This window comes from Thermodesulfovibrio sp. 3907-1M (genome assembly GCF_040450955.1).
In the GTDB taxonomy this organism is placed as follows: domain Bacteria; phylum Nitrospirota; class Thermodesulfovibrionia; order Thermodesulfovibrionales; family Thermodesulfovibrionaceae; genus Thermodesulfovibrio; species Thermodesulfovibrio autotrophicus.
Genome location: NZ_CP144373.1, coordinates 915,809 through 940,377, shown reverse-complemented (window position 1 = coordinate 940,377; position 24,569 = coordinate 915,809). Strand labels below are relative to the sequence as shown.

Here is a 24,569-nt window from a genome sequence, read left to right as displayed (position 1 = left end):
TCGTAGTTTCAATTCCTCATAGGTAGGCTCGCAATCTGGGGCTTCCCCCAAATCCCGAATTATTTCCTGAACGTTTCAATTCCTCATAGGTAGGCTCGCAATATAAGAATAAAATAGAAGGATATGGTACATATTTTGAGTTTCAATTCCTCATAGGTAGGCTCGCAATCCATTTCAATTATTTCTATCATACTTAATTATAACAGTTTCAATTCCTCATAGGTAGGCTCGCAATTATCACACACCAAAATTATCCTGCTCTTAGAATTGGGTTTCAATTCCTCATAGGTAGGCTCGCAATTCACCAAAGCAAATACGAGCTGAGTTGAAGAGGCTCAGTTTCAATTCCTCATAGGTAGGCTCGCAATTTACATATATCTCTATCTCATGGTTTGCCACTGCCTCGTTTCAATTCCTCATAGGTAGGCTCGCAATTCTGAAGCCTGATATAAACTCTTGTTCTACTACTTGGTTTCAATTCCTCATAGGTAGGCTCGCAATCCAAAAAGAAAGCCAGACCGAAGCAAAAGAAAACCTAGTTTCAATTCCTCATAGGTAGGCTCGCAATCAAGTATATCTGCCTTGTATTTAGTCAGAACACCTTGTTTCAATTCCTCATAGGTAGGCTCGCAATTTACTTCACCCGTATCCATATCAACTACTTCTTTCTGTTTCAATTCCTCATAGGTAGGCTCGCAATCTGTACTAATTGCCACAAGCAACACTGGCAGGTTTTTTGTTTCAATTCCTCATAGGTAGGCTCGCAATTCATATTCATATATATATCACATTCTCAAAAAAAAGTGTTTCAATTCCTCATAGGTAGGCTCGCAATTAAATGATTGATCTATTTTATACGGGGTTCAACTTCAGTTTCAATTCCTCATAGGTAGGCTCGCAATGCGCCAGTATGTCAGAGGAAAATAGAAAAAAAGTATAGTTTCAATTCCTCATAGGTAGGCTCGCAATACTAAATCACCTAATATCTCAGCATTCACAGCATTCACGTTTCAATTCCTCATAGGTAGGCTCGCAATGCAATGTAATATTTTCCATAAAGCTAAAAAAATCTGAGTTTCAATTCCTCATAGGTAGGCTCGCAATTACATACGAACCATCGCATAAATTTCTCCAATCGTCAGTTTCAATTCCTCATAGGTAGGCTCGCAATTTCAACAACAGACTACTCAAAATAAAGAAGAGAAACAGTTTCAATTCCTCATAGGTAGGCTCGCAATGCCTTCATGTTTCCTGCGATTTACTAAACTACCAGTGTTTCAATTCCTCATAGGTAGGCTCGCAATGCCTTCATGTTTCCTGCGATTTACTAAACTACCAGTGTTTCAATTCCTCATAGGTAGGCTCGCAATGCTTCAAGAGAGAATGGTTCTCCAAAATGTCCATGGTTTCAATTCCTCATAGGTAGGCTCGCAATTTGTGTATGGCTCTTGACATTTTATTAGCATTTATGTAGTTTCAATTCCTCATAGGTAGGCTCGCAATCACACTTTATATCTTTGTTTATATTTTTCTCTTCTTGTTTCAATTCCTCATAGGTAGGCTCGCAATACACACTTTATATCTTTGTTTATATTTTTCTCTTCTTGTTTCAATTCCTCATAGGTAGGCTCGCAATCCAAAAGAACATCGGAATTAACTATATACGTATTAGTTTCAATTCCTCATAGGTAGGCTCGCAATGGAAAAAGCTCGCAGATCGCATTATATCGGGACGAAGTTTCAATTCCTCATAGGTAGGCTCGCAATCCCTTTTCAATCCAGAGAACCCCCATTTCCAGTATGAGTTTCAATTCCTCATAGGTAGGCTCGCAATAGAATTAGCTATAGCTGACAAAGAAAAAAGAGAGAAAAGTTTCAATTCCTCATAGGTAGGCTCGCAATAAAATGTGATAATGTGGAACTCCACGAGATTGAGTCTCGTTTCAATTCCTCATAGGTAGGCTCGCAATGAATACCTGAAAGTTCTTGAATCTAAAGGAGCTACAGTGTTTCAATTCCTCATAGGTAGGCTCGCAATCAGTTTTCATTGCAAGATAATGCCTGCTAAAAACGAGTTTCAATTCCTCATAGGTAGGCTCGCAATAAAAAAAGGTAGATTTTTCAATAACTTAGCTTTTTTCTGTTTCAATTCCTCATAGGTAGGCTCGCAATAAAAAAAGGTAGATTTTTCAATAACTTAGCTTTTTTCTGTTTCAATTCCTCATAGGTAGGCTCGCAATTAGTTAGGCGGGGTAAGTTTTGGTTGAGTTAGTCACGTTTCAATTCCTCATAGGTAGGCTCGCAATGGAGTTCCCGTGTTTCTCTCTGCACACGGGAACTCCGTTTCAATTCCTCATAGGTAGGCTCGCAATCAGTTTAAGACTTTTCAAGATACCCCTGACCACGACGGTTTCAATTCCTCATAGGTAGGCTCGCAATGGAGTTCCCGTGTTTCTCTCTGCACACGGGAACTCCGTTTCAATTCCTCATAGGTAGGCTCGCAATTCAAACTTACAAACCGTTCTTAAACCTGTTTCTGAGTTTCAATTCCTCATAGGTAGGCTCGCAATTGTTGCTTCCTTACTAAAGCAGCAAGGAGTTCCATACTGTTTCAATTCCTCATAGGTAGGCTCGCAATTTCCCCTACTTCGGATATATTACATCTCAGTGGTCTATGTTTCAATTCCTCATAGGTAGGCTCGCAATCAAAACCCATCAAGGTATGCGGTTTTTTACATCATGTGTTTCAATTCCTCATAGGTAGGCTCGCAATGAGTTCCATATTGGCAAATCTCAAAAAGTTATTTGTCGTTTCAATTCCTCATAGGTAGGCTCGCAATGACTTTAAGCATCTTTTGATGTCTTTATATTTTTCTTCGTTTCAATTCCTCATAGGTAGGCTCGCAATTCCCTGTCCAAATTCCGAGAAACTTTTTATTTGAAGAGTTTCAATTCCTCATAGGTAGGCTCGCAATATGAGAAAGAGAGAAAGCCCAACAAGCCATTTCTGGTTTCAATTCCTCATAGGTAGGCTCGCAATCCAACACTATTTTGGTAGCCAAAAAATGTTGAGATAGTTTCAATTCCTCATAGGTAGGCTCGCAATCAGGACATACAGCTACCTGTACACCCCTTTGCCCCAGTTTCAATTCCTCATAGGTAGGCTCGCAATTTTTCATTTCAACCCCACTATAAGAGATATAAGAAAGTTTCAATTCCTCATAGGTAGGCTCGCAATTATGAGAATTAGTCTTTTATAGTTATGTGCCTGCATAGTTTCAATTCCTCATAGGTAGGCTCGCAATTATGAGAATTAGTCTTTTATAGTTATGTGCCTGCATAGTTTCAATTCCTCATAGGTAGGCTCGCAATTAGCCTTCATTAACAACACTTCTAGAATCTCATACATGTTTCAATTCCTCATAGGTAGGCTCGCAATTTCATTTGTTCTAAGAAGCATTCCGCTGGTGAGGTGGGTTTCAATTCCTCATAGGTAGGCTCGCAATCAGACTCAGGATAAACAGGAAAAACATGAGGAAAAAGTTTCAATTCCTCATAGGTAGGCTCGCAATAATATTTGGCAAGATTTTGTGAATATGAAAAACTCTAGTTTCAATTCCTCATAGGTAGGCTCGCAATTTCTCCAAGGAAGCTCTCAAGGACTTTCAGGGTGACGGTTTCAATTCCTCATAGGTAGGCTCGCAATCTTGATATGTTGTATACACCTGCCCATCCCATTGACAAGTTTCAATTCCTCATAGGTAGGCTCGCAATGCGATGAAACCTGTGGAAGCAGTAAAAAACATAGCTGTTTCAATTCCTCATAGGTAGGCTCGCAATGTATTTGCCACATAATACGAACTCTCACTCTTTCCAGTTTCAATTCCTCATAGGTAGGCTCGCAATCCTGCACTAATTGAGCCTCTGACTCAATATCTCTCCTGGTTTCAATTCCTCATAGGTAGGCTCGCAATCCACTTTTCAAACTTTCACCTAAAAATGTCAATCCCTGTTTCAATTCCTCATAGGTAGGCTCGCAATAGGGGATATTGATATCCCCTTTTCTCGAAATTATTTGTTTCAATTCCTCATAGGTAGGCTCGCAATTTTGGAGTTGATTTTACTTTGGATTTTGGGGATTGTGGTTTCAATTCCTCATAGGTAGGCTCGCAATTTTCTATACTTCTATCATATCACATATGCTGACAATTGTGTTTCAATTCCTCATAGGTAGGCTCGCAATTTACATACTTTGACGGGCTTGATTCAAGCTCAAAAAGTTTCAATTCCTCATAGGTAGGCTCGCAATTTACATACTTTGACGGGCTTGATTCAAGCTCAAAAAGTTTCAATTCCTCATAGGTAGGCTCGCAATTGGGGGACGAGGACAATCCCGTAGAGGTCGGCACGGGTTTCAATTCCTCATAGGTAGGCTCGCAATATATTGTTAAATGGCACAACACATTAAGATTGCCAATGTTTCAATTCCTCATAGGTAGGCTCGCAATGTGTATATATAGTATGGCTTTTTGTTTGTATTTGGATGGTTTCAATTCCTCATAGGTAGGCTCGCAATGTTGGATAAAATAATTCCATAAATGTTTTCAAAATTTTGTTTCAATTCCTCATAGGTAGGCTCGCAATACGGATCACAGGCATTGTTACAGATTGATTGGATATGTTTCAATTCCTCATAGGTAGGCTCGCAATATAGCAGTAAGGATTTACCCCCTGTGCAAAATAAAGAGTTTCAATTCCTCATAGGTAGGCTCGCAATAAATTTTCCCGCTCTGGAAAATAAAAACGTAATCCTTGTTTCAATTCCTCATAGGTAGGCTCGCAATGATGTCCAAGTCCATCCTGCTGGTAACCAAAGACATAGTTTCAATTCCTCATAGGTAGGCTCGCAATAGGGCACTTATCAAAAAAGCAGTTGAGTTGCACAGGTGTTTCAATTCCTCATAGGTAGGCTCGCAATCATACAAATACTAACAATAAATTCAAATTAAGCTTACGTTTCAATTCCTCATAGGTAGGCTCGCAATTTATAACTATCAATTACGTTTTCTATAAAATTGTTAGTTTCAATTCCTCATAGGTAGGCTCGCAATAAATGATACCAGGGCGACTTTTTCGCCCTGATACTGTTTCAATTCCTCATAGGTAGGCTCGCAATTTTAACTAAATAACTTGTAATAATTTTTCGCCACCGGGTTTCAATTCCTCATAGGTAGGCTCGCAATATAAAAACCCCTGCAGCATTTGCTGCTGCAGGGGTTGTTTCAATTCCTCATAGGTAGGCTCGCAATAAAGCTACGGATTGCTTTCATTGCGAAATTTTATACGGTTTCAATTCCTCATAGGTAGGCTCGCAATCTTTCCTAAATTGGGAAAAAAGCCGTTGCGGGCATAGTTTCAATTCCTCATAGGTAGGCTCGCAATCAAATGATATCAGGGCGACTTTTTCGCCCTGATACTGTTTCAATTCCTCATAGGTAGGCTCGCAATTTCCTCCCCCGAACCTACGCAGAGCAGGTCGGGGGGAGTTTCAATTCCTCATAGGTAGGCTCGCAATCAATCCACATCATCCACTTGATAGTAGTCCACATAATAGGTTTCAATTCCTCATAGGTAGGCTCGCAATCTGTATCGAGGGACCGAATCTGTCATATACCTCTTTGTTTCAATTCCTCATAGGTAGGCTCGCAATTCCTCGAATTCTGCTGTCAAATCAACTCCAAATTTGGTTTCAATTCCTCATAGGTAGGCTCGCAATGAGGGTTGAGCAGATGCTCCTCCCCAGGGCCCCCCGGTTTCAATTCCTCATAGGTAGGCTCGCAATAACCAAACGTATAAAAAAAATAAATATATGTATAAAGGTTTCAATTCCTCATAGGTAGGCTCGCAATGTAAGTGCAGTTACTTGTCTAGCCATTTCTGCATAAAGTTTCAATTCCTCATAGGTAGGCTCGCAATCCGTGTAAATATAATAAAATCAACAAAGTAGCCTTGTCAATGAGCGTATGAATTTTTATTGATTTTATCAAAATTATATTGATTTTGCAAGAAAAATTTTGTCGTCGTACCTCAGGGATTTTTGCATTATTTGAGGTAGCCGAAAAATAAATTTCTCAAAGGATGAGATTCCTCAGCTGCTCCGCAGGCTCGGAACGACAAAGGAAAAGTTTGGTAGAAGCCTATCAACTCTGCTATCTCTTGTTCTGCTATATCAGAGCTCGTAACGACAAAGGAAAGGTTTGACAGCTAAGTTGTCTTGCCTGATGAAAAAATGAAGCCTTTCTCATAATTACAAATAATTACAAATGAAAAGTCAGGAATGAATTTGAAACTACCACTGCTAAACCGACGCCTTCGGCTTATTCAAAATTCAAACACCTTCGGGGATTCAAAGTTCAAAATTCAAAGTTTAAATTATCAGCTCCTGTACACCCTTTTTAACTCCTATTGTTTCCCTGTTTGTATACCATGCAGACCTGAATGTGTAAATTATTACTGAGTCCTCATCTTCGTGAATTATTTTTTTAAGCTCCATCTTGAGCTTTACAAGCTTTGCCTCTGAAATCTCTCCTTCAAAAACAGAGTTCTGAACCCAGTTAAGATATTTTCTGCAGGTCTTTAACACCTTTGTCACCCTCTTTTCATTTATATCGTATACGAGAATAACCTTCATCACCAGCCACTCTGAAAAGGTCTGTATTCTTCCTCACCAATTAGATGTTTCTGAATTTTGTAAAGCTCAAGCCTTATTAGCTGCCGATAGGATACGTGTCTACCAATTCTTTTATGCTGAATTGTGCTACGAAGTCTTTCATCCATATGCTGAATAAGGAGTTGTTTACCTTTGTCGTTGAGAACAATTCCATCAAGTTTTTTTTCAAAGTGATTAGGTTTTATAATAGATTTATTTACAAGGTTGAATATAACTCTGTCTGCAATTATGGGCTTGAAGATTTCAGCTACATCAAGATTAAGGGTGAATCTCCTGAAATTGGTTGTATGTAAGTATCCTATTCGTGGGTCAAGATGGGTATGATAAATCTCACTTAAGACTGTTGTATAGACAAGTGAGTTTGCAAAACTGATGAGAGCGTTGAGCCTGTTTTTGGGTGGTCTTTTTGTTCTTGCCTCAAATACAAAGTGTTCACTGTCAAGGATAATGTCAAAGGCTTGATAATACTCATCACGGATATTTCCCTCTACTGCCATAAGCTCTTCTGTGCTTTCGCAATCTTTGATTGACAGGGCTATTGAGTTTATTTTATCAATGGTTTCATTGAGAGGCTTTCCCCTGTTTGCATAATATATGAGCACCCTTTTGATGTTTTCAATCGCACCAGAGACAAAATTTTCTGCAAGGTTTAGTCTTTTTTTATGGTCAAGATAATGCTCTGCCTGCTTGAGAATCATATATCCTGAATTGAGATGTTCTCTTGGATAAAAGGAGCCCACATAATAGCCATAGTAGTTAAAGAAGTGAAGTATTATTTCAGATTCTGTAAGAAATTCAAGCAAACGCTTGTTTATTGTTACTTCGCCAAATATCAATATCTCATGAGTGTTTTCCACCGGGATGTATTTTTTACCTTCCTTTGTTTCAAAACAAAGGGTTTTGTCTTTTCTTTTCAGTTCACCATCTGAGAATATGTAAATGCTTCTTTTCATGACTATGCTAATTATACTCAAAAAGCCTGTAGAAGGGCATGGTAATAACTTTGGTATCCAAAATTATCGTATAAAATCATGACCAGCAAAACTCCTGATAGCCGCATTTTGAGCAAAATTTTATTCTTCTTGCAGGCGGTGGTGTTTCCATTTGAACGATTGAGATTATTTTCTGCTGAGCCTCCTCAAGTTCATCTTCAATCTCCTTAGTGAGCATCACAGTGATTTTTTTCTTTTCTCTTGGAAAAAGAAGTTTTCCTGTTGCTTCAATACCAAGATGGTTTAGTTTCCATAGGTAAAAGGCAAGTTGCATCCTTGCACTCTTTTCAAAACGAGAGCTCTTCTTGACCTCACCAATCACTACATTTTCACCTTCGGTTTTTAAGAGGTCTATAACAATGTTTTCAAGACGAATCTCTTTCCTATCCCTCTGGTAGGATTCCTTTGAGATAAGTCTTCCAATTTCAATGAATGGATTTTCCTGCCACGGTGTGAGATGCCTTGACATAAGCCACACTTCCCGAGGGCAGATGTAGTAATACCAGATGAGGGTTCCAGTGGGGTGCATTGAACTCACCATAACAATACCTCTGCTTTAGTTTTAAATCCTGTTTCCTGATCATAATAATCTTCAATTTGATTTTGAGAGATGTAATAAGTATCCATAATTTTCGGTGGTAGATTTTCAGTATTTACTGGAATAGAGATTATATAATCATAAAAATTTTTGCGTATTTGCAGGAATTCTTTTTTGCGTTCAAAGAAGTTTTTTATCATTTTAATTTTTTCAAATTCTTTCCAGACTTTCACTGCGGTTTCATCATATTCAACAAATACATCTATTTTTGGATAGTCTTCCTGTATCAATTTAAAATCAGAGATTGCTAATCCATCTGAGTCCTGTCTGTCATATCTAAGCCTGGAAATCGCGTCTAAAATTTCTGCAGATTCTGTTTGGTTCAGTCTTTCAGAGGTTTGCTGAAAATATTTATCAAGTAGCTGGTAAAGCTCCTTCTCATTAAAAATTTTTTGGGTAGATATGAGTTTCTCTGTAATGTCGATCAAAACAATATCATAAATATAAGATGCGTAGCGCCTGTTCTTTTCGTCTATTAAAGTGAATACCCTTACAGTCCCTTTTTTATTAGCTGCATTTCTATTACATCTTCCAGCAGACTGTATAATACTGTCTAAGGGAGCAATATCTCTGTAAACCATGTCAAAATCAATATCCACCCCGGCTTCCACAAGCTGGGTGGAAACAACCAATTTATATTTTCCTTTTCTAATCTCATCAATTCTTTTTTGCCTTTCTACTGGAAGAATATGGGTGCTTAAGAAGGTTTTTGGTAAAGGGGTGTCTTTGATAAGATAATAAAATTCTTTAGCTGATGAAATTGTATTGAAAATAAAAAGTTTAGAATACCCTTGATTTTCATTTACTTGATTTGCAAGGTCTTCAATTTTAACAGGATTGTCTACTTCTGAAATCAGTTCTATTCTATCAATTCTGTCATAATATTTAGACGACTCTGTCATGCTCAATATCTCATTTTTATTAAATATCAACGGTTCTGTAGCTGTCATTAGAATAATATAAGAGTTAAATTTCTCTACAAGAAGCATTAGTATGGTCTTTATTAGTTTCCAGTATTTGATCGGTATGGTCTGTATTTCGTCAAGTATGATAATTGAGTTGGCTAAACGGTGAAATTTTCGTAAACTGCTATTTTTATTAGAAAACAGTGTATGAAATAGCTGAACGAATGTAGTTATTATTATTTCTGAGTTCCATCCCTCTATTAATATTTCCGCCTCATCAGGTTTATACTCTTTTTCTTGCGTTTTGTAAAAAATTTCTGCAAGATGATGATGCTTTAAAACAATATTAGAAGTTGATGCAATTCCGTTTATTTCAAGCACCTCTTCAATGACCTGAGAATTTTGCTCAATTATGCTCAGGAAAGGTAAGGAATAAATTATCCTTGGATTGACTCCACCTTTTTTAAGCTCGTTTTTTAATTTTAAAGCGAAGGAAAAACCCGTTAGAGTTTTTCCGAATCCAGTTGGAAGGTTGATAGAATAAATCTTCTGCTTAGGATCAAAGTTTTTTTCATTTACTTCCCTGTAAGCATTATTCCTGAGCTCATTTATTTGAGAGCTTATTGGGTTAAGGTAAGTTATATATTTATCAACCCAGTCTTTCTCATTATAATCTTTTCTTTCTGGAAAGTTTGAATTTCCGAGGACAACTTCGTTTTTATCGGCATCAAGAAGTATTGAATAAAGGATGTTTAAAGTGAGATATGGTATAAAGTCTTTTATCTTTCTTATGGACTTCCTGTATTGTTTCAATTCACTTTCAAATTCATTAAACCAAATCTGGAGAATCTGTTTATTAATTAAAACAGGAATTCCCTGCTGATAAAGGGTCTCACATAGCATAGAAAAAGAATTATCATCAATACTTTCCAACTGTTTTTGAAGTATTTGAAGATTTTTATCATTAAACAGAGATAATTCATCCATCACATCTATAAGGTCATCGTGATGTCTTCTTACAATAATGTAAGCAAAAAGAGGCAAAAGTTCGTTATTATTGCCCGTCCTTTGACAAAACTCTTTTACTGAAAAATAAGTGCATATAGAAGAAAAAAGGCTGTGGGCAGAATATTCAGATTTTAATTTTAACTTTTCTGATTCTTCTGCAAAGAGATACTCCTGAAAATATCTGGTTGCTTTACCTATATCGTGTGTGAGTCCGATTATACGTGCAACTCCTTTAAGTTCATCTTTGATAAACTGAGGTTTTTCCAAAATAAAAGATTCCATCAAATTAGCTACATTTATAAGATGGTCTTCAAGCAATTTATCTGGATGGGAGTATAAATTAGAAGAAGGAAATGTGTTCTCCATTTTCAAGCTGGCAGAAAGTTTTTAGAATAGCCTTAATTGTTTTACCATCTGGTTCATATATAACATCGTCATAGATTTCAACCACTCTTCCCTCAGTCATTTTTATCGGTATTTTTTCTTTAAAATATTTTCTTTCTGGCTGTATTTCTATGCCTTTTTCAATAAGTTTACTAATAGAGACCACAGTTGATATTTCAGATTTTTCATTTGATATCTCCTTACCTTCATAGACTCCAATAAAACTGAAATCAGCAAGAAGCTCACTTAACCCTAAGGAGACTGTGTAGAAAGATTGATGAGATTGAATCATAGAAGCAAGTTTATTGAAAACATCTGCATCAGGATGCCAGAGATAAATTCTGTATTTTGGCGATTTAACAAATTCAGTCAGTATCTGAGTCCGAGGTTCATGATTTTTCTTCTTGAGAAGAAGAAAGTACCTATTGTCTTTGGTGTTAATGAGATTTATTCCCAAACGCATTTTTTTAATTGGATTTAGCACTCTCAAGGCTACTTTGCAATTATCATAACCAAAAACATTTAAATATTCATCCTTCTGAGCTCCATAGATAGCACCCAAAATTCCAGCAATTGTAGGTGGCGGAGGAAAAGAGAAGGTTAATGGAGAGGTAGTAGTGTAATATTTTCTAAAATGGGCAAAATCTCCGTATATATCAAAAACAAGCACCTTCATGGTAAGACCCTAAAAAGTAAGTTCTTCTATAGTAAATCCGTTTAAGGCAGTCTTTAAATCGGTTTCTTTATCATCTTTGATAAATTGGACTCTATCGTCAACCTTTATTCTGATTTTTTCTATTTTATCCTTGTGCTTATTAATAACATTCAAGAGCTCTGACACATCTATCTTTACATCTGAAATGTCCCTTATGGCTTCATCAGGAATCTCTGATTTTAGAGAAATAAGCTTATCAAGTTCTCCAATATGAAAATTTTGACCTTCTTTGTAAACAATTTGCATAAGAAATCTTGGCATCTGACCGAATTTGCTTCTACTTATTAGATTTTTTGTTCCTATCCATATTCCTTCAAGTAGTAACTCGATGTCTGACTGTTTTAATTCTGTATTTTTTGCCACGTTTTCATTAACAATTCCATAAAAGCAAATAAGTGAATAGGGCAAGACATACTCTTCTCTAAAAGTAAACTGCAACTTCTTATTTTTCTCGTCATATTTATCAGCGAAAGCTCCGGTTCCTTTTATAAATACAGGGCCATCTACCTTATGAATTGAGCGTCCAAATTTAAACTGGACGGGTCCAGTAAGAGTTATTGAACCGCTTTTTTCTTTTTCTTTTTCTTGTTGTTCACTATTTGCTTCCATTTTAGATCCTTTTTGCACCTTCAAATCTAAAGGGATAACTGCGCCAAAAAGCCTGACATCTATGCATTTCTTACAAATATCCTCTTTTATAAAATCTCTCATTTCTTGAAACTTACCTTCTTTATGTAAAAATTCTTTTGCTCTCGTTTTTGCGTCATACAGAAATCCCTCCTCATCTCTTCGTTCTTTTACAAAGATATCTTCATCTTTTAACCGTACATCTTTGTTTTCAACGAGAGATAAGAAATAATCCCTTATAGTTCTTTTTAACCTAACATCTGTGACAATGTTTACCCCTGTTTCCTCATCAATCCTTGGCTTGTTTTCATCAACAGGATCTCCATTTGGATTAGCGTCCTTGACATCATAAAGAAATAAAATTTCTGAACGGTTTTTGATTATTTCTGACATTTTAACCTCCTTGTTAATTTAGTTTTATTAATTTTATTTTTTCTCATCCTCAACAGATGGCGAAATTCGATATACTATTTTAGCAACTTCCTCACTCATATTCATTCCGCAAGCAAAGTAAAAATTTATTTCATAAACAGACATTTTCCAGCCATCTCCAGCTTGAAGTAAATACTTTGAGGCTTCCTGAGCAATTAATCTTTTTCCTTTGTCAAAGGCTTCATACTCCTCTAATTTATTCTGAACCTCAGGCAACAGAGCCTTTATGTCTTTTTCATCCATTTTAAGGCTTTTTAACTTTTTCATAAATGGTTTTGACTCTCTTTCAGAATATTGTTTATTTAATAACATCTGTGTCAGTGCACCAAGTAAAAATATACCTCTTTTTTCAGGAGTATTTAAAGACTTGCCATATTTGTTAAATACTTCTTCAAAAATATTTTGCTCCATAGGAACCTCCTTAAACTTTATTAAACCTAAATTTTCAAAAAAAGATACACACATCATGGCATCACGTATTTTTAATTTATAAAAGTTATCATTAATAAAATCTTTTCTTATACCATTCATAAAAAACTTTAACAAAAAATTAAAATCAATCTTTTTATCTTTAAAAACAGAATTAACTATTTCAAGAAAGTATTTATCAAGATCAGTTTCTCTCTTTTCATCATCAGATTTGGAAAAAAATACCCTAATTTTGCCAAAATTAAATTCTTCATTAAAAAGTTCATCAACATATCTTTTTGCATTGAAAATTTCACGCAATCTGGATGGAAAAACATCCTCTATAAGAAGTAAAATCCTCTCAGCGCTTTGCTGCCTTCTAAGAAAAAGAAAGTTTAAAGTTAAGGCGTCCTCCTTTTCAGAGATATATTCAAGTATTTCCTGTTCATCATCTGTCAGTCTATTTATCTTTCTTTCTTTAAGAGAAATATTTTTATGAGTATCCGATAAAATATCCAGTATTTCTTTTATAATATCCTGTCCACCTAATAAAAATTTTGGTATCAGTTGATATTTTAGTCCATAAAACTTAAAAGTGAGTTTATCCTCAATAAAATTTCTTCCTCTTTGTAGGAGATCACGACAATCCTGACAAACTGGAATATTTTTCCAGTAATTCTCTTTTTTAAATCCTGTAATAAAACCAGGCTTATCGTCAGTATCAAACTGATAAACATATGTTCTTGCAGATACTGTATCTTTTACTTCACCACAGATAGAGCAGGTTTTGTCCCTGGATGATGATTTACCGATTCTTTGAGAAATCTTTAAGTTGAATATGTTTTTAAAAAGATCAAAATCTCCAAGATATTTATCTCCTATTTTCAAACCAAGAAACAATGATGTTTTCTTTGATATTTCTTTTGACTTATTGCTTATTACTTGTAAAATCTTTACTTTTTCTCTTTGAAGGGTATCGTTAATCTTTTTCACTTTATCAAGTTCTTGCTCAGTAAGATTTATAATTTTTTCAGAGTTTTTGAGCCACTTAGCAATTTTTTCAAAGCTCTTTTCTGGTTCCTTACGGTTAATTGGTGCAAAAGGAGAAGGTCTGTTTCCTTTGCTTTCTCCGGGTTTGTAAAGATATCTGTCTATTTTTTCTGGAATGAAATCTTCAATTTCTATTCCTTTAAACGAGAAATCAGAACATAGAACTAGAAAAATAATTTTTCCTTCTATTTTTAATGTCGGTTGAGCTACCAAATTACCTATTTCTTTAACCGCTGAAAGCATTTTATATACCTCCTTTCACAAATTATATCAAATCTCAAATTCACTTCCCACCTCTCTCACTTCTCCAAAGCTCAATGCATCCAAAGCCGAGGGAGTTTTTTGCTCCAAGCCCTGTGTCAAAGGCAAGGGCGAATAGCTCAGGTGGCAAAGCCAGCTCAAAAACTCCATCCCAGCCTTTGATTACGGTATGTTTATACATTACAACTCTCTGATTTCCGGAACTTACTCTGAATGGCTTTACAGAGCCTGACTGAGCTGTCTTTTCCATTAATGTTCTCATTTTTTTGTTTAAGTTATCAATAATAAGCTTTTCAAACTCCCTTTCAAAGGGGCTGTAGTAGTAGGTTTTCTTCCTTCCATCGGGTGTATTAAGGGTGCTGTAAACAGTTATTGGCGAAAGAGTTTTTACATAGATCTTTTCTCTGTATTCAGGTAATGCTTCAACTTGCACAGAGGCAAGAATCATTCTTTCTCCAGCAAGCATAAACTCACCAGATTTCATTAAATTCATTGCAAAGGACTGTATAAAATCGTTCAATGGAGATGAAATAACGAGGTTTATATTACCATGCAAGTATATTCTTCCATCTTTAATCTGAGAGCCATCCTCAGGTATAAGCCTTGAAAATGTAAAAAATTTAAATCTTCGCTTTGTCTCTGGGTCTTTAAAGCCTCTGTCGTGAAGTTCTCTTGCAATGTGAACTTCAAGATGATGATAAATAAATCCCTGAACAGCTTCGTTGTAATGGCAGGGTAGGGTGATGAAGGATTTTTCAGGATGATAGAAATTAATTTTTAGCCGCATTTTTAACTCCCTGATTCATTTTATCCTCCCACTGGTCTGTATTCAATGTAGGGTTTTATATCAAGAATCGGTGTTCCATCGTACATATCAAGTCTTCTTACTTTGATTATGTTGTCTCTTACATCAATAACCTCAAGCACAGAAAGTCCAATTGGATTTGGTCTGTGAGGTGAGCAGGTGCTGAAAACTCCTCTTGTTTCATTTAAATGCGGAGGCTTTTGAATAAGTTTTTCAGGGCTGAATGCAGAAGCCTTATGAAAGCAAAATATGACAACGATTTTATCTCCTGGCTTTATATCTCTTAAGCCGAGTTTGTATTCTGGCTCAATAACAATCTCTCCTTCTATGTCTGAAACACTCCAGTGTCTTGGCAGGCTTTCCGCTTTCGTTTTTACATACCCGATTGGCTTGAACTTATACTCTTGCATAAATCTCCTCCTGTTCAAGCATTAAAAATTTTTAATTCCAGTATATCATTTTTAAACATTTTAAACAATCTCAATGAAAATCTTAATCTCACCAGATTTGCAAGGAGAATAAGACTATTGTCTCACTGGTAATTGAAGAGGACCCGTAAGTTGCGTGGCAGTATCATTACTGTTTTTTATTAAGTAGGAGATTCCTCAGCTAATGCCTCGGAATGACACACTGAAAGCTAAAGGAGAGGGGATTCCTCGCGGAGTTTACCCTGAGCGTAGCCGAAGGGCTCGGAATGACAAAGTAGAGAGGCTTGGAATGACAGAGGAAAAAGGCTTGAAATGATAAAGGAGACAGGCTCACAGTAACACTTTCTATCGGCAATTTCAGGATTTTCTATCTGACTTTAAAGCTTCATTATTTTTGTGATAATATATTTTATCAAAATGATTGAGAACTGGATTAGTGAAATAAAAAGACATCCTGAGAGCAGTTCCATAGGAATGATTCTTATCCATAATGGAATTGTAAGGGCAACTTCCAAGTGTGGAAAGCTTGTGAAGGGTATGCGTCTTTCTTATAATGCTCAAAAATTAAATGTAATCATTGAAGAGATTAAAAAGCGACAAGGAATTGTAGAAGTTAAGGTCTGGATAAATGAGGGAGAATTAAAAATTGGGGATGATATAATGAAGGTGCTCGTGGCAGGCAGGCTTCGCACTGATGTTTTCCCTGCGTTACAGGAGCTTGTAAGCAAAATAAAAAACGAAGTTGTCTATGAAGAAGAGATTTTTTAAGTTTTTTATTCTCTTTTTACCTTTTTTAGTTTTTGCCTGTATTCAGGAGATAGATCCTCTTTCTGGTAAGAAAGTTTATACCCTGCTTTCTACTGACCAGGAGATATCCATTGGACATCAGATCATTCCCTCTGCAATAAATGAAAATGATGGTTTATATCCTGACAGAGAAGTTCAGAGCTATATAAGAGAGATTGGAGAAAAGATTGCCTCAGTTACACCAAGAAAAGTTGACTACCGTTTTTATGTTGTAAACTCTTCTGAGGTAAATGCCTTTGCCCTGCATGGAGGACCTGTTTTTATAACAAGAGGGATTTTACTTAAAATGGATAAAGAAAGTGAGCTCGCAGGAGTTCTTGCCCATGAACTTGGACACATCAATGCAAGACATCATGCCAGATTTCTTGAAAAAACTTATGGAATGAATATACTTTTAAACATTCTTGGTATAGCATTGCATGAAACTAAATATGCTGGTGCAATAATGAGCCTTGCTGAGGTTTCATCAGGACTTCTTCAGCTCAAATTTAGCAGGGAGCAGGAAAATGAAGCAGACTCACTTGGAGTAAGATTCAGTTATCATGCTGGATATGATCCAGAAGGTCTTATAAGTATGTTTAACAAGTTTAAAGCAATGGAAAGAGTTGGAACCGTGGAATGGCTTAGCACCCATCCTCTGCCTGACACAAGAATAAAAAATGTTCACGAAATAATTTCAAGACAGTATCCTGATTCTTATAGACTGAGGCAAGACAGTGAGAGTTTTCACAGGATTCAATCAATTCTTAAATCTACTAAAGAATCCTATGATTATGTTGAAAGAGCAAAGAAATACATAAAATCCCGTAATTACTCAGAGGCTTTAAGTCTCCTTGATAAAGCAATATCTCTTTATGGAAGCAATCAGGCATACACTTACAGAGCAGTTGTGAATTTAAACTTAAAAAGATACTCTGACGCAATAAACGATGCCAATAGAGCTATAAAACTTGACAGTCTTTATTTCTATCCATTGCTCATAAAAGGAGTTGCTCTGATGCAGACAGGAAGATTGAATGAAAGCATAAATACTCTTGAAAAAGCAAAGAAATTGGTCAGTGAGAATCCAGATACTTATTACTATCTCGGTGTTGATTATCAGGCAGTGGGAAATAGAGCTAAAGCTGTAGAAAATCTCTCCACAGCACTGCAGCTTACTGATGGGAAGCGTGGCTGGGAGGCAGATGCACAGAGACGATTGAGAGTTTTAAGAGGATATTAAAAGGAGTAAAACTATGAAAAGAGCTCATCTCTTTATAAGCGGAAGAGTTCAGGGAGTATTTTACAGAGCATTCACACAGGAAGTTGCTCACTCTTTAAAATTAAATGGATGGGTGAGAAATTTAAGAGACGGAAGAGTTGAGGCAGTGTTTGAAGGTGATGAAAATGCGATCTCTTATGCCATTCAAAGATGCAAGGAAGGACCACCTCATGCAAGGGTTGACAATATTGAGATAGTATGGGAAGAACCTGAAGGATTGAAGGGATTTGAAATAAGAAGAACAGCTTGACTAAATTGAAACTTAAGAGTTTTAATAAATGCTAAAGAACAAGAGGTATCCCAATGAAAACACTCACTAAATTATTTGTTTTTATTGTTATTTTTTCTTTACTCCTTAGCTGTGGTGGGAAAGAAGCTGTTAAAAAAGAAGAGTTTGATCCTGTGGTTTATCTTAAGAAAGCCGATGAACTTATAAGTAAAAAAGAGTATGAAGAGGCAAGAAAACTTCTTCTTGAGATAAAAAATAGAGAATCAGCTAAGGAGTATGCTCCACTTGCTCAACTCAAGATAGCTGATTCGTATTTAAAGGAAGATGAACCTGAGCTTGCAATTACTGAATACAGAAGATTCTTGGAACTTTACCCTGAATCCACCTATGCTCCCTACGCTCAATACAGCATCGGAATGGCATATTTCAGACAGATAGAAGGTCCTGAAAAAGGAGCAGGCACTGCTCAAAAAGCACTGAATGAATTTTTAAAGCTTGAAAAGATGTATCCAAGACATCCTTATGGAGAAATTCTTCCTTTGAGAATTCAGAAATGCAGGAACATTATTGCAGAGGGCGAGCTTTTAATCGGTAAATTTTATTACAAAAAAGGCTCTTATAAAGCTGCTATTGGAAGATTTGAGGGAATCTTGAAAAACTATCCAGATTTTAAAAATCTTGATGAAACCCTTTATTTACTTGCAGATTCATATAAAAATCTTAATATGATAGATCTGGCAAAGCAGTATGTCCAGCTTTTAAAGGAAAAATTTCCAGACAGCCATTTTGCAAAAAAAGCAGAAGGACTTAAAATTCAATAGATGGCTAAGCTTTTTCCAGCTTTTATTGACATAAAAGGTAAAAAGTGTGTTGTAGTGGGTGGTGGAAGGGTTGCTGAAAGAAAGATAAAAACACTGCTTCATTATGGAGCCAGAATAACATTAATAAGTCCTGAGATTAATAAGAATATCAGAAAAATCGTTGAAAAAGGTCAGATAGAATATATAAAAAAACAATTCAGTAAAGAAGACATTGAGGATGCGCTTTTAGTTGTGGCTGCTACATCAGATGAGAAACTTAATACGCAGATAGCAAAGAATGCTAAGTTTTTGGTAAACTGTGTTACTGCTACAGCTGTCTCAGAAATTAACGGTTTGTTGTATAATGTTCCAGCGATTTTTAACAAAGCAGATTTAACCATAGCTATTTCCACTGATTTTCCTGCATTGAGTAAACTCCTCAGGGAGGAAATCTCAAAATCATATGGCAAAGAATTTGCATTATATTTGAGATATCTTAAAAGGCTTAGAAAAGAAATTCAGAAAAAAATCCCTGAAACTAAAAAAAGACAGCAACTTTTTAGAAAGATTGCTTCAAAGGAAGTTGTGTCAATTTTGAAACAGTATGGTTTTAAAAAAGCAAAACAGGAGGTTGAAAAAATCCTGAATGAAATTTAAGGTAGCAGTGATAGGTGCTGGATATTTTGGGCAAAGACATATAAAAATGCTTACTCAAATGCCTGATGTAGAAATTGTTGGTATTGTGGATAAAGATTTAGAAAAAGCTAAAGAAGTTGCACAGCAGTATAAATTGAAATATTATGTGGATTATGCGGATTTGTTGAAACTTACTCCTGTTTTCTTTGTTGTAACACCAACAATAACTCATTTTGATATAGGAATGGATTTAATAAAACATGGTAAAGCAATTTTTATAGAAAAGCCTTTAACTGAAAGACCTGCCTTTGCAGAGATGCTTCTTGATGAGGCAAAAAAAAGAGATGTAATAATTCAGGCTGGATTGATAGAAAGATATAATCCTGTGGTGCAAACTCTCTTTGCATATTTAAAAGAGCCTCTTTTTATTCAAACAAAAAGAGTATCTCCCTTTCTTGGAAGGGCAACTGATACAGATGTTACTTATGATCTTATGATACATGACCTTGATTTAATATGGATGATGCTTAAAAAATCTGGAGATTTTGAATTGAGAGATCTAAAAGTGTTCACACAAAGCATTATCACTTCAAGAATTGATTATGCCTCTGTCTGGATGGAGTTTGAGACGCAGAAAGGAATTATTAAAGCTCATCTTACAGCAAGTAGAGTTTCCTCGGAGTTTTGCAGAGAAATCTCTGTTGTGCAACAAAACAGTGTAGTTTATGCTGATTTGATAAATAAAAAATTAAGAGAAGTTGATAAAGATGGTAAGATTAATGAAATTCCTGTAAAGAATGTAGACAGTCATCCTCTGTATGAGGAAATAAGAGATTTTTTAAACTCAGTAAAACAGAGAAAGCCTTCTCAACAGGCAGCATCTCCGCAGGAAATAATTGAAGTGCTGAAAATAATAGATAAAATAAACGAAGGGAGACAGGATGAAACCATTTATTGACCTGCAAACACAATACAGAAATATCAAGGATGAGGTCATCACATGCATAAATGAAATTCTTGAAAGTTCCCATTACATTCTTGGCAAAAATGTAAAAGCCTTTGAAGAGGAAGTTAAATCATATCTTGGCGTAGAGAATGCAATTGGAGTTGCCTCAGGAACAGATGCCCTTCATCTTGCTCTTAGAGCTTTAGACATAGGTCATGGAGATGAAGTAATAACAACTCCTTTTACTTTTTTTGCCACAGTTGAAGCAATTCTTTATGTAGGAGCAAAGCCTGTTTTTGTTGACATTGAAGAGGATACTTACAATATTGATCCTGAGAAAATTGAAGAAAAGATTACTCCAAGAACTAAGGCAGTCATTCCAGTTCATATATTCGGAGCTCCAGCAGATATGATAAAGATAAATGAAATTGCCAGGAAATACGACTTAAAAGTAATTGAAGATGCTGCACAGGCTTTTGGCGCAAAAATTGGCAATAAAAAGGTAGGAAGCTTTGGTGATGCTGGTTGTTTTAGTTTCTATCCAAGCAAAAACCTCGGATGTTTTGGCGATGGTGGAATGGTTGTTACAAATGATATAAAAGTAGCAGAAAAAATAAGGATACTCAGGAATCATGGTTCCAGAGGAAGATATCTCCATGAAACCATCGGTTTAAATTCAAGGCTTGATGAAATTCAAGCAGGAATTTTAAGAATTAAAATGAAACACATAGAAGAATACAACGAGCAAAGAAGAAAAAAAGCATCTCTTTATACCAAACTTTTAAGTGATGCCGTAATAACGCCGAAAGAGAAGGATAATTTCTATCATGTATATCATCTTTACAGTATTCGCTCTTCAAAGAGAGATAAAATAAAAGAAACTTTATCAAATTATGGAATTCCTTCAGTAGTTTACTATCCTCAACCAATGCATTTGCAGAAAGCCTTAAGTTTTCTTGGTTATAAAGAAGGAGACTTGCCTGTTGCAGAGGCTGTTGCAGGAGAGATTCTCTCTTTGCCCATGTATCCTGAACTTCCAGATGAGGAAGTTTATGAAATATCCCAGATTATATTGAGATGTCTCCAAAACTCTTAATAGTTGCAGGTGAATCATCAGGAGAGCTTTACGGCTCTTTGCTTGCTTCATATCTTAAAGAAGATTTTGAACTTATCGGAATAGGCGGCAAATACATGGCTCAATCTGGAGTTAAGCTTATCGGAGAGATTACGCATTCTTTTGGTGGCTTTGAGGTGCTCGGACATATAAAAAAATTAAGAAAAAATATGGAAGCTGCTACAAAAGCCTTGAAGGAAGTTCAGGGTGTTATATTAATTGATTTTCCTGACTTTAATCTCACTCTTGCCAGAAAAGCTAAGGAAATTGGGAAAAAGGTTCTTTATTATGTGAGTCCTCAGATCTGGGCATGGAGACAGGGAAGAATAAATATCATCAAGAAAGTTGTTGATTTTATGGCTGTTGTCTTACCATTTGAAGAAACTATATATAAAAAAGCATGTGTTCCTGTGAAATTTGTTGGTCATCCCATGTTTGAAGCCATGATAGAGGAATTGCAAGATAAAGAACCTACACAGTGTAAAAGATTTTTAAGAGAAAAATACGGAATTAATCAGGATACAGTAGTAACGTTAATGCCTGGTAGCAGACCTTCTGAAATAAAGAAAAAAATGCCATTAATGTTAGAACTTATAAAGATTTTCCCTTCCTATCATTTCATTATTCCAAAAGCACCAAATATTGAATTCAGTGAAAGCATTCTTAAGAAAATCACATCTTCAGGAAATGTAACAATTTTGAAAGAAAAATCTTTTACTGCACTGGCAATGAGCGATGTTGCAGTAATTACATCAGGAACATCCACACTTCAGGCAACTTTGCTTAAAACTCCCATGGTTGTTGTTTATAAGTTAAATCCTCTATCATACATTATTGGTAAAGCTATCATTAAAGGCGTGAAACACATTACTCTGCCCAATGTGATTGCTGATTTTATGAATCTGGGCGAGGTCAGAGTACCTGAATTTATTCAGAAAATTGATGTGGAAAGAATTGCACAACAGGTTAGTCTTTTACTTTACGACGATGTTTACAGAGAAAAAATTATTAATTTTCTTGACAGCATTAGAAAATATTTTGTTGGGAAAAAAGCTTCCCAGGAAGTTGCAGAGATATGCAAGCAACTTTTTTAATTTACAGTTTTTTATATTTAATCGTTCTGATATTTCTGCTTCCCTTTGAATACTTTAAAAGACCTGCTTCTTTAAGAAAAAGATGGATAAGAGAAAAATTTGGCTTTTTTAAGAAAAATGAGCAAATTGAGACATTTAAGCCTAAAATATGGATTCATGCTGTCTCAGTTGGAGAAGTAGTGGCTGTATCAAGACTGATTAAAGAGCTTTCCAGTAAATGTGAGATAATTCTAAGCACAATCACTGACACTGGACAGAAGATAGCCAATGACAGATTCAAGAACTACAATGTGAAAGTAATTTATATCCCTTTTGATATTCCATTTGCAATTAATAAAGCTTTAAAACATTTTAAACCTCTTGCAGTGATTCTTACTGAAACAGAACTCTGGCCTAATTTAATAAGAATCGCTTCAAAAAAAATGCCTGTAATCCTCGTAAATGGAAGAATGAGTGATAAATCTTTTAACGGCTACAGTAAGATTAAGTTCTTCATGAAGCCTTTACTTAAAAGATTGACTCTACTTTGTGTTCAGGAAGAGCAATACAAAGAGAGATTTTTCAATCTTGGCGCAGAGGAACAAAAAATCCATATCACAGGGAATATGAAGTTTGACATAGAGTTAAGAGAGATTCACTTTCCCTGGGAAAATGCTATTGCCCAACCTGTTATCCTTGCAGGAAGCACCCATGAGCCAGAAGAGGAAATTATTTTAGATGCTTTCCTCAAGCTTAATATTACCGGCAGTCTTATAATTGCACCAAGACATCCAGAAAGATTTCAAGCAGTTGAAACTCTTATAAAGAGAAAAATTTCTGAATCAAGTAGAGAAATCTCTTTTTCAAAATTAACTGAAATGCCTTCAGCCTTTAGCTTTAAGTCTTCAACCTCTGTTGTCCTTGTTGATCAGATGGGAATACTCGGCAGTCTTTACCGTATCTGTGATATTGCAATTATAGGAGGAAGCTTTATTGCACATGGAGGACAAAATCCACTGGAGCCAGCTTACTGGAGGAAACCTATAATCTGCGGTCCCTTTATGTATAATTTTCCATTTATAGAAGAATTTTTAAATCACGAAGCATGCATAATGATTGATAAAGCTTCTTTATTAGAAATTTTGAAAGAATTAGCAGAAAATTCAGAACTAAGACAAACAATAGGCAATAGAGCCTATCAGCTTTTTTTGAATAAATCAGGTGCTACAGAAAAAACCTTAAGGTTGATTGAGAAAGTTATCCCTTAGCAAGTTTTTCAAGCAGGGCGAGTTTGTCAATCTGTCCTATTACAATTAATGTATCTCCTTCTTTAATCAGAGTTTGCGATGTTGGATTGAATTTCATTCTTCCATCTGCTCTTTTTATTCCAAGTATGATTACTCCAATGTCTCTACCTATACCACTCTGGGCAATTGTTTTTCCAATAAGACTTGAACCTGAAGAAACTTCTATTTCCTCTATCTGAATCTCAATGTGTTCAGAACGGGTTGCAAATTCAAGAAAATCTACTACTGTTGGTCTTAAAACTGTATGTGCAATTCTGAGTCCACCGATAAAATATGGAGATACCACTCTGTTTGCTCCAGCTCTCTTAAGTTTAGGTTCTGCTTCTTTGTCAACTGCCCTTGCTACTATAAATAGATCAGGGTTTAGTTCTCGTGCACTTAAAACTACATAAAGATTTTCTGCATCTGATGGCAGCACTGTAATAAGTCCCTTAGCTTTTTGTATACCTGCAGATTTTAAAATATCGTCATGAGTTGCATCACCTTCAACATATGTAAACTCTTCATCTTCCGGGAGATTAACTTTATTTTTTTCAATAACTACCACTGGCATATTGTTAGTCTTGAGTTCTTTAACTATGATGCTCCCCATTCTTCCATAGCCACATACAATGTAGTGTTGTGCTAATCCCTCAATCTTTTTTCTCATTTTTCTTTTTTTGAAAACCTCCTTTATTTCTCCTTCAATTATTATTTTAGCCCCTGTTGTAAGAGTATAGGTAAAGACTCCAAAACCACTCAAAATCAGAATAATTGTAAAAATTTTACCGGGCTCATCAAGTTCTTTAACCTCTTTAAAACCAACTGTTGCAAGAGTGATTACAGTCATATAAACTGCATCAATAAAATTCATATCTTCAATAATGATGTATCCTACTGTTCCGAAAACAAGCACTATAAGAAGAAGAAGTAAAATCAAAAGAAATTTCCTGCGAATGAGATTCATTATATTCCCTTTCCTCTTCCTGAACGGAACATCAGGCTTCAAAGTCTGGATGATATTAACGATGATAAGTTAAATGAATTCTCCAGAAAAAATCAAGATTTAGGATT

Annotated in this window: 19 protein-coding genes and 1 CRISPR repeat array (1 of these 20 cut by a window edge); of the genes, 9 read left to right on the top strand and 10 right to left on the bottom strand. The window is 35.7% G+C overall.

All coding sequences use genetic code 11. The features are described from left to right. A CRISPR array of direct repeats spans positions 1–5,976; the repeat unit is 30 nt; unit sequence GTTTCAATTCCTCATAGGTAGGCTCGCAAT (it extends 531 nt beyond the left edge of the window). 451 nt (positions 5,977–6,427) lie between these two features. The 9 genes from cas2 to tsaA all read right to left on the bottom strand — a co-directional run bounded on the left by cas2 (position 6,428) and on the right by tsaA (position 15,325). Then, positions 6,428–6,691 (bottom strand): CRISPR-associated endonuclease Cas2, encoded by a 264-nt coding sequence (gene cas2 / locus V4D30_RS04835; RefSeq protein WP_353685119.1) that lies wholly within the window; start codon positions 6,689–6,691, stop codon positions 6,428–6,430. Further along, complete coding sequence (gene cas1b / locus V4D30_RS04830; RefSeq protein ID WP_353685118.1) at positions 6,691–7,683, bottom strand: type I-B CRISPR-associated endonuclease Cas1b; 993 nt, start codon at positions 7,681–7,683, stop codon at positions 6,691–6,693. The genes cas2 and cas1b overlap by 1 nt, the downstream gene beginning before the upstream one ends. Before the next feature lie 76 nt (positions 7,684–7,759). Beyond that, a complete protein-coding gene (gene cas4, locus V4D30_RS04825; protein WP_353685117.1) occupies positions 7,760–8,251 on the bottom strand; it encodes a CRISPR-associated protein Cas4 in 492 nt (163 codons plus the stop codon). Between the two features lie 5 nt (positions 8,252–8,256). Then, positions 8,257–10,599 carry a CRISPR-associated helicase Cas3' gene (cas3, locus tag V4D30_RS04820; protein WP_353685116.1) on the bottom strand — a complete coding sequence of 781 codons (2,343 nt, stop codon included), beginning with the start codon at positions 10,597–10,599 and terminating at the stop codon, positions 8,257–8,259. Next, positions 10,574–11,293 carry a type I-B CRISPR-associated protein Cas5b gene (cas5b, locus tag V4D30_RS04815; RefSeq protein ID WP_353685115.1) on the bottom strand — a complete coding sequence of 240 codons (720 nt, stop codon included), beginning with the start codon at positions 11,291–11,293 and terminating at the stop codon, positions 10,574–10,576. The genes cas3 and cas5b overlap by 26 nt, the downstream gene beginning before the upstream one ends. 9 nt (positions 11,294–11,302) lie before the next feature. After that, on the bottom strand, positions 11,303–12,352 hold the full coding sequence (gene cas7b, locus V4D30_RS04810) for a type I-B CRISPR-associated protein Cas7/Csh2 (RefSeq protein WP_353685114.1): 1,050 nt from the start codon (positions 12,350–12,352) through the stop codon (positions 11,303–11,305). A 33-nt stretch (positions 12,353–12,385) separates the two neighbouring features. After that, complete coding sequence (locus V4D30_RS04805) at positions 12,386–14,092, bottom strand: TIGR02556 family CRISPR-associated protein (protein ID WP_353685113.1); 1,707 nt, start codon at positions 14,090–14,092, stop codon at positions 12,386–12,388. 40 nt (positions 14,093–14,132) lie between these two features. Then, complete coding sequence (cas6, locus tag V4D30_RS04800; RefSeq protein ID WP_353685112.1) at positions 14,133–14,897, bottom strand: CRISPR-associated endoribonuclease Cas6; 765 nt, start codon at positions 14,895–14,897, stop codon at positions 14,133–14,135. 20 nt (positions 14,898–14,917) lie between these two features. Then, positions 14,918–15,325 carry a tRNA (N6-threonylcarbamoyladenosine(37)-N6)-methyltransferase TrmO gene (gene tsaA, locus V4D30_RS04795; RefSeq protein ID WP_353685111.1) on the bottom strand — a complete coding sequence of 136 codons (408 nt, stop codon included), beginning with the start codon at positions 15,323–15,325 and terminating at the stop codon, positions 14,918–14,920. Positions 15,326–15,760: 435 nt separating this feature from the next. On the opposite strand from tsaA, the gene V4D30_RS04790 reads away from it, so the two are divergent. From V4D30_RS04790 to V4D30_RS04750, 9 genes are read left to right on the top strand one after another with little or no spacing between them, the layout of a single operon-like run. Next, the gene (locus V4D30_RS04790) at positions 15,761–16,111 is read left to right on the top strand and encodes a molybdenum cofactor biosynthesis protein MoaE (RefSeq protein WP_353685110.1); all 351 of its coding nucleotides are present in this window, start codon (positions 15,761–15,763) and stop codon (positions 16,109–16,111) included. Continuing rightward, on the top strand, positions 16,092–17,372 hold the full coding sequence (locus V4D30_RS04785; RefSeq protein ID WP_353685109.1) for a M48 family metalloprotease: 1,281 nt from the start codon (positions 16,092–16,094) through the stop codon (positions 17,370–17,372). Before V4D30_RS04790 ends, V4D30_RS04785 begins: the two co-directional genes overlap by 20 nt. A 13-nt stretch (positions 17,373–17,385) precedes the next feature. Continuing rightward, the gene (locus V4D30_RS04780; RefSeq protein WP_353685108.1) at positions 17,386–17,661 is read left to right on the top strand and encodes an acylphosphatase; all 276 of its coding nucleotides are present in this window, start codon (positions 17,386–17,388) and stop codon (positions 17,659–17,661) included. A gap of 53 nt (positions 17,662–17,714) precedes the next feature. Beyond that, a complete protein-coding gene (locus V4D30_RS04775) occupies positions 17,715–18,461 on the top strand; it encodes an outer membrane protein assembly factor BamD (protein ID WP_353685107.1) in 747 nt (248 codons plus the stop codon). Further along, positions 18,462–19,097: a bifunctional precorrin-2 dehydrogenase/sirohydrochlorin ferrochelatase gene (locus tag V4D30_RS04770; protein ID WP_353685106.1), complete on the top strand. Its 636-nt coding sequence runs from the start codon at positions 18,462–18,464 to the stop codon at positions 19,095–19,097. Further along, a complete protein-coding gene (locus tag V4D30_RS04765) occupies positions 19,087–20,034 on the top strand; it encodes a Gfo/Idh/MocA family oxidoreductase (protein WP_353685105.1) in 948 nt (315 codons plus the stop codon). Before V4D30_RS04770 ends, V4D30_RS04765 begins: the two co-directional genes overlap by 11 nt. Further along, entirely contained in the window at positions 20,018–21,118 is a 1,101-nt protein-coding gene (locus V4D30_RS04760) for a DegT/DnrJ/EryC1/StrS family aminotransferase (RefSeq protein ID WP_353685104.1), read from the top strand. Before V4D30_RS04765 ends, V4D30_RS04760 begins: the two co-directional genes overlap by 17 nt. Then, the gene (gene lpxB / locus V4D30_RS04755) at positions 21,100–22,230 is read left to right on the top strand and encodes a lipid-A-disaccharide synthase (RefSeq protein ID WP_353685103.1); all 1,131 of its coding nucleotides are present in this window, start codon (positions 21,100–21,102) and stop codon (positions 22,228–22,230) included. The genes V4D30_RS04760 and lpxB overlap by 19 nt, the downstream gene beginning before the upstream one ends. Next, positions 22,212–23,477, top strand: coding sequence for a 3-deoxy-D-manno-octulosonic acid transferase (locus V4D30_RS04750; protein ID WP_353685102.1), 1,266 nt, complete (start codon positions 22,212–22,214; stop codon positions 23,475–23,477). The genes lpxB and V4D30_RS04750 overlap by 19 nt, the downstream gene beginning before the upstream one ends. Here V4D30_RS04750 and V4D30_RS04745 read toward each other — a convergent pair. Continuing rightward, positions 23,467–24,435 carry a potassium channel protein gene (locus V4D30_RS04745; RefSeq protein ID WP_353685101.1) on the bottom strand — a complete coding sequence of 323 codons (969 nt, stop codon included), beginning with the start codon at positions 24,433–24,435 and terminating at the stop codon, positions 23,467–23,469. The genes V4D30_RS04750 and V4D30_RS04745 overlap by 11 nt on opposite strands. Positions 24,436–24,569: the final 134 nt, after the last annotated feature.

What these genes read in the sequence shown, in the direction of transcription:
- cas4 (WP_353685117.1), bottom strand. Translation starts at nt 8,251, where the DNA reads ATGCACCCCACTGGAACCCTCATCTGGTATTACTACATCTGCCCTCGG.
- cas3 (WP_353685116.1), bottom strand. Translation starts at nt 10,599, where the DNA reads ATGGAGAACACATTTCCTTCTTCTAATTTATACTCCCATCCAGATAAA.
- V4D30_RS04805 (WP_353685113.1), bottom strand. Translation starts at nt 14,092, where the DNA reads ATGCTTTCAGCGGTTAAAGAAATAGGTAATTTGGTAGCTCAACCGACA.
- V4D30_RS04765 (WP_353685105.1), top strand. Translation starts at nt 19,087, where the DNA reads ATGAAATTTAAGGTAGCAGTGATAGGTGCTGGATATTTTGGGCAAAGA.
- V4D30_RS04775 (WP_353685107.1), top strand. Translation starts at nt 17,715, where the DNA reads ATGAAAACACTCACTAAATTATTTGTTTTTATTGTTATTTTTTCTTTA.
- V4D30_RS04780 (WP_353685108.1), top strand. Translation starts at nt 17,386, where the DNA reads ATGAAAAGAGCTCATCTCTTTATAAGCGGAAGAGTTCAGGGAGTATTT.
- V4D30_RS04750 (WP_353685102.1), top strand. Translation starts at nt 22,212, where the DNA reads ATGCAAGCAACTTTTTTAATTTACAGTTTTTTATATTTAATCGTTCTG.
- cas2 (WP_353685119.1), bottom strand. Translation starts at nt 6,691, where the DNA reads ATGAAGGTTATTCTCGTATACGATATAAATGAAAAGAGGGTGACAAAG.
- cas5b (WP_353685115.1), bottom strand. Translation starts at nt 11,293, where the DNA reads ATGAAGGTGCTTGTTTTTGATATATACGGAGATTTTGCCCATTTTAGA.
- V4D30_RS04790 (WP_353685110.1), top strand. Translation starts at nt 15,761, where the DNA reads ATGATTGAGAACTGGATTAGTGAAATAAAAAGACATCCTGAGAGCAGT.
- cas6 (WP_353685112.1), bottom strand. Translation starts at nt 14,897, where the DNA reads ATGCGGCTAAAAATTAATTTCTATCATCCTGAAAAATCCTTCATCACC.
- cas7b (WP_353685114.1), bottom strand. Translation starts at nt 12,352, where the DNA reads ATGTCAGAAATAATCAAAAACCGTTCAGAAATTTTATTTCTTTATGAT.
- V4D30_RS04760 (WP_353685104.1), top strand. Translation starts at nt 20,018, where the DNA reads ATGAAACCATTTATTGACCTGCAAACACAATACAGAAATATCAAGGAT.
- V4D30_RS04785 (WP_353685109.1), top strand. Translation starts at nt 16,092, where the DNA reads ATGAAGAAGAGATTTTTTAAGTTTTTTATTCTCTTTTTACCTTTTTTA.
- tsaA (WP_353685111.1), bottom strand. Translation starts at nt 15,325, where the DNA reads ATGCAAGAGTATAAGTTCAAGCCAATCGGGTATGTAAAAACGAAAGCG.
- lpxB (WP_353685103.1), top strand. Translation starts at nt 21,100, where the DNA reads ATGTCTCCAAAACTCTTAATAGTTGCAGGTGAATCATCAGGAGAGCTT.
- V4D30_RS04770 (WP_353685106.1), top strand. Translation starts at nt 18,462, where the DNA reads ATGGCTAAGCTTTTTCCAGCTTTTATTGACATAAAAGGTAAAAAGTGT.
- cas1b (WP_353685118.1), bottom strand. Translation starts at nt 7,683, where the DNA reads ATGAAAAGAAGCATTTACATATTCTCAGATGGTGAACTGAAAAGAAAA.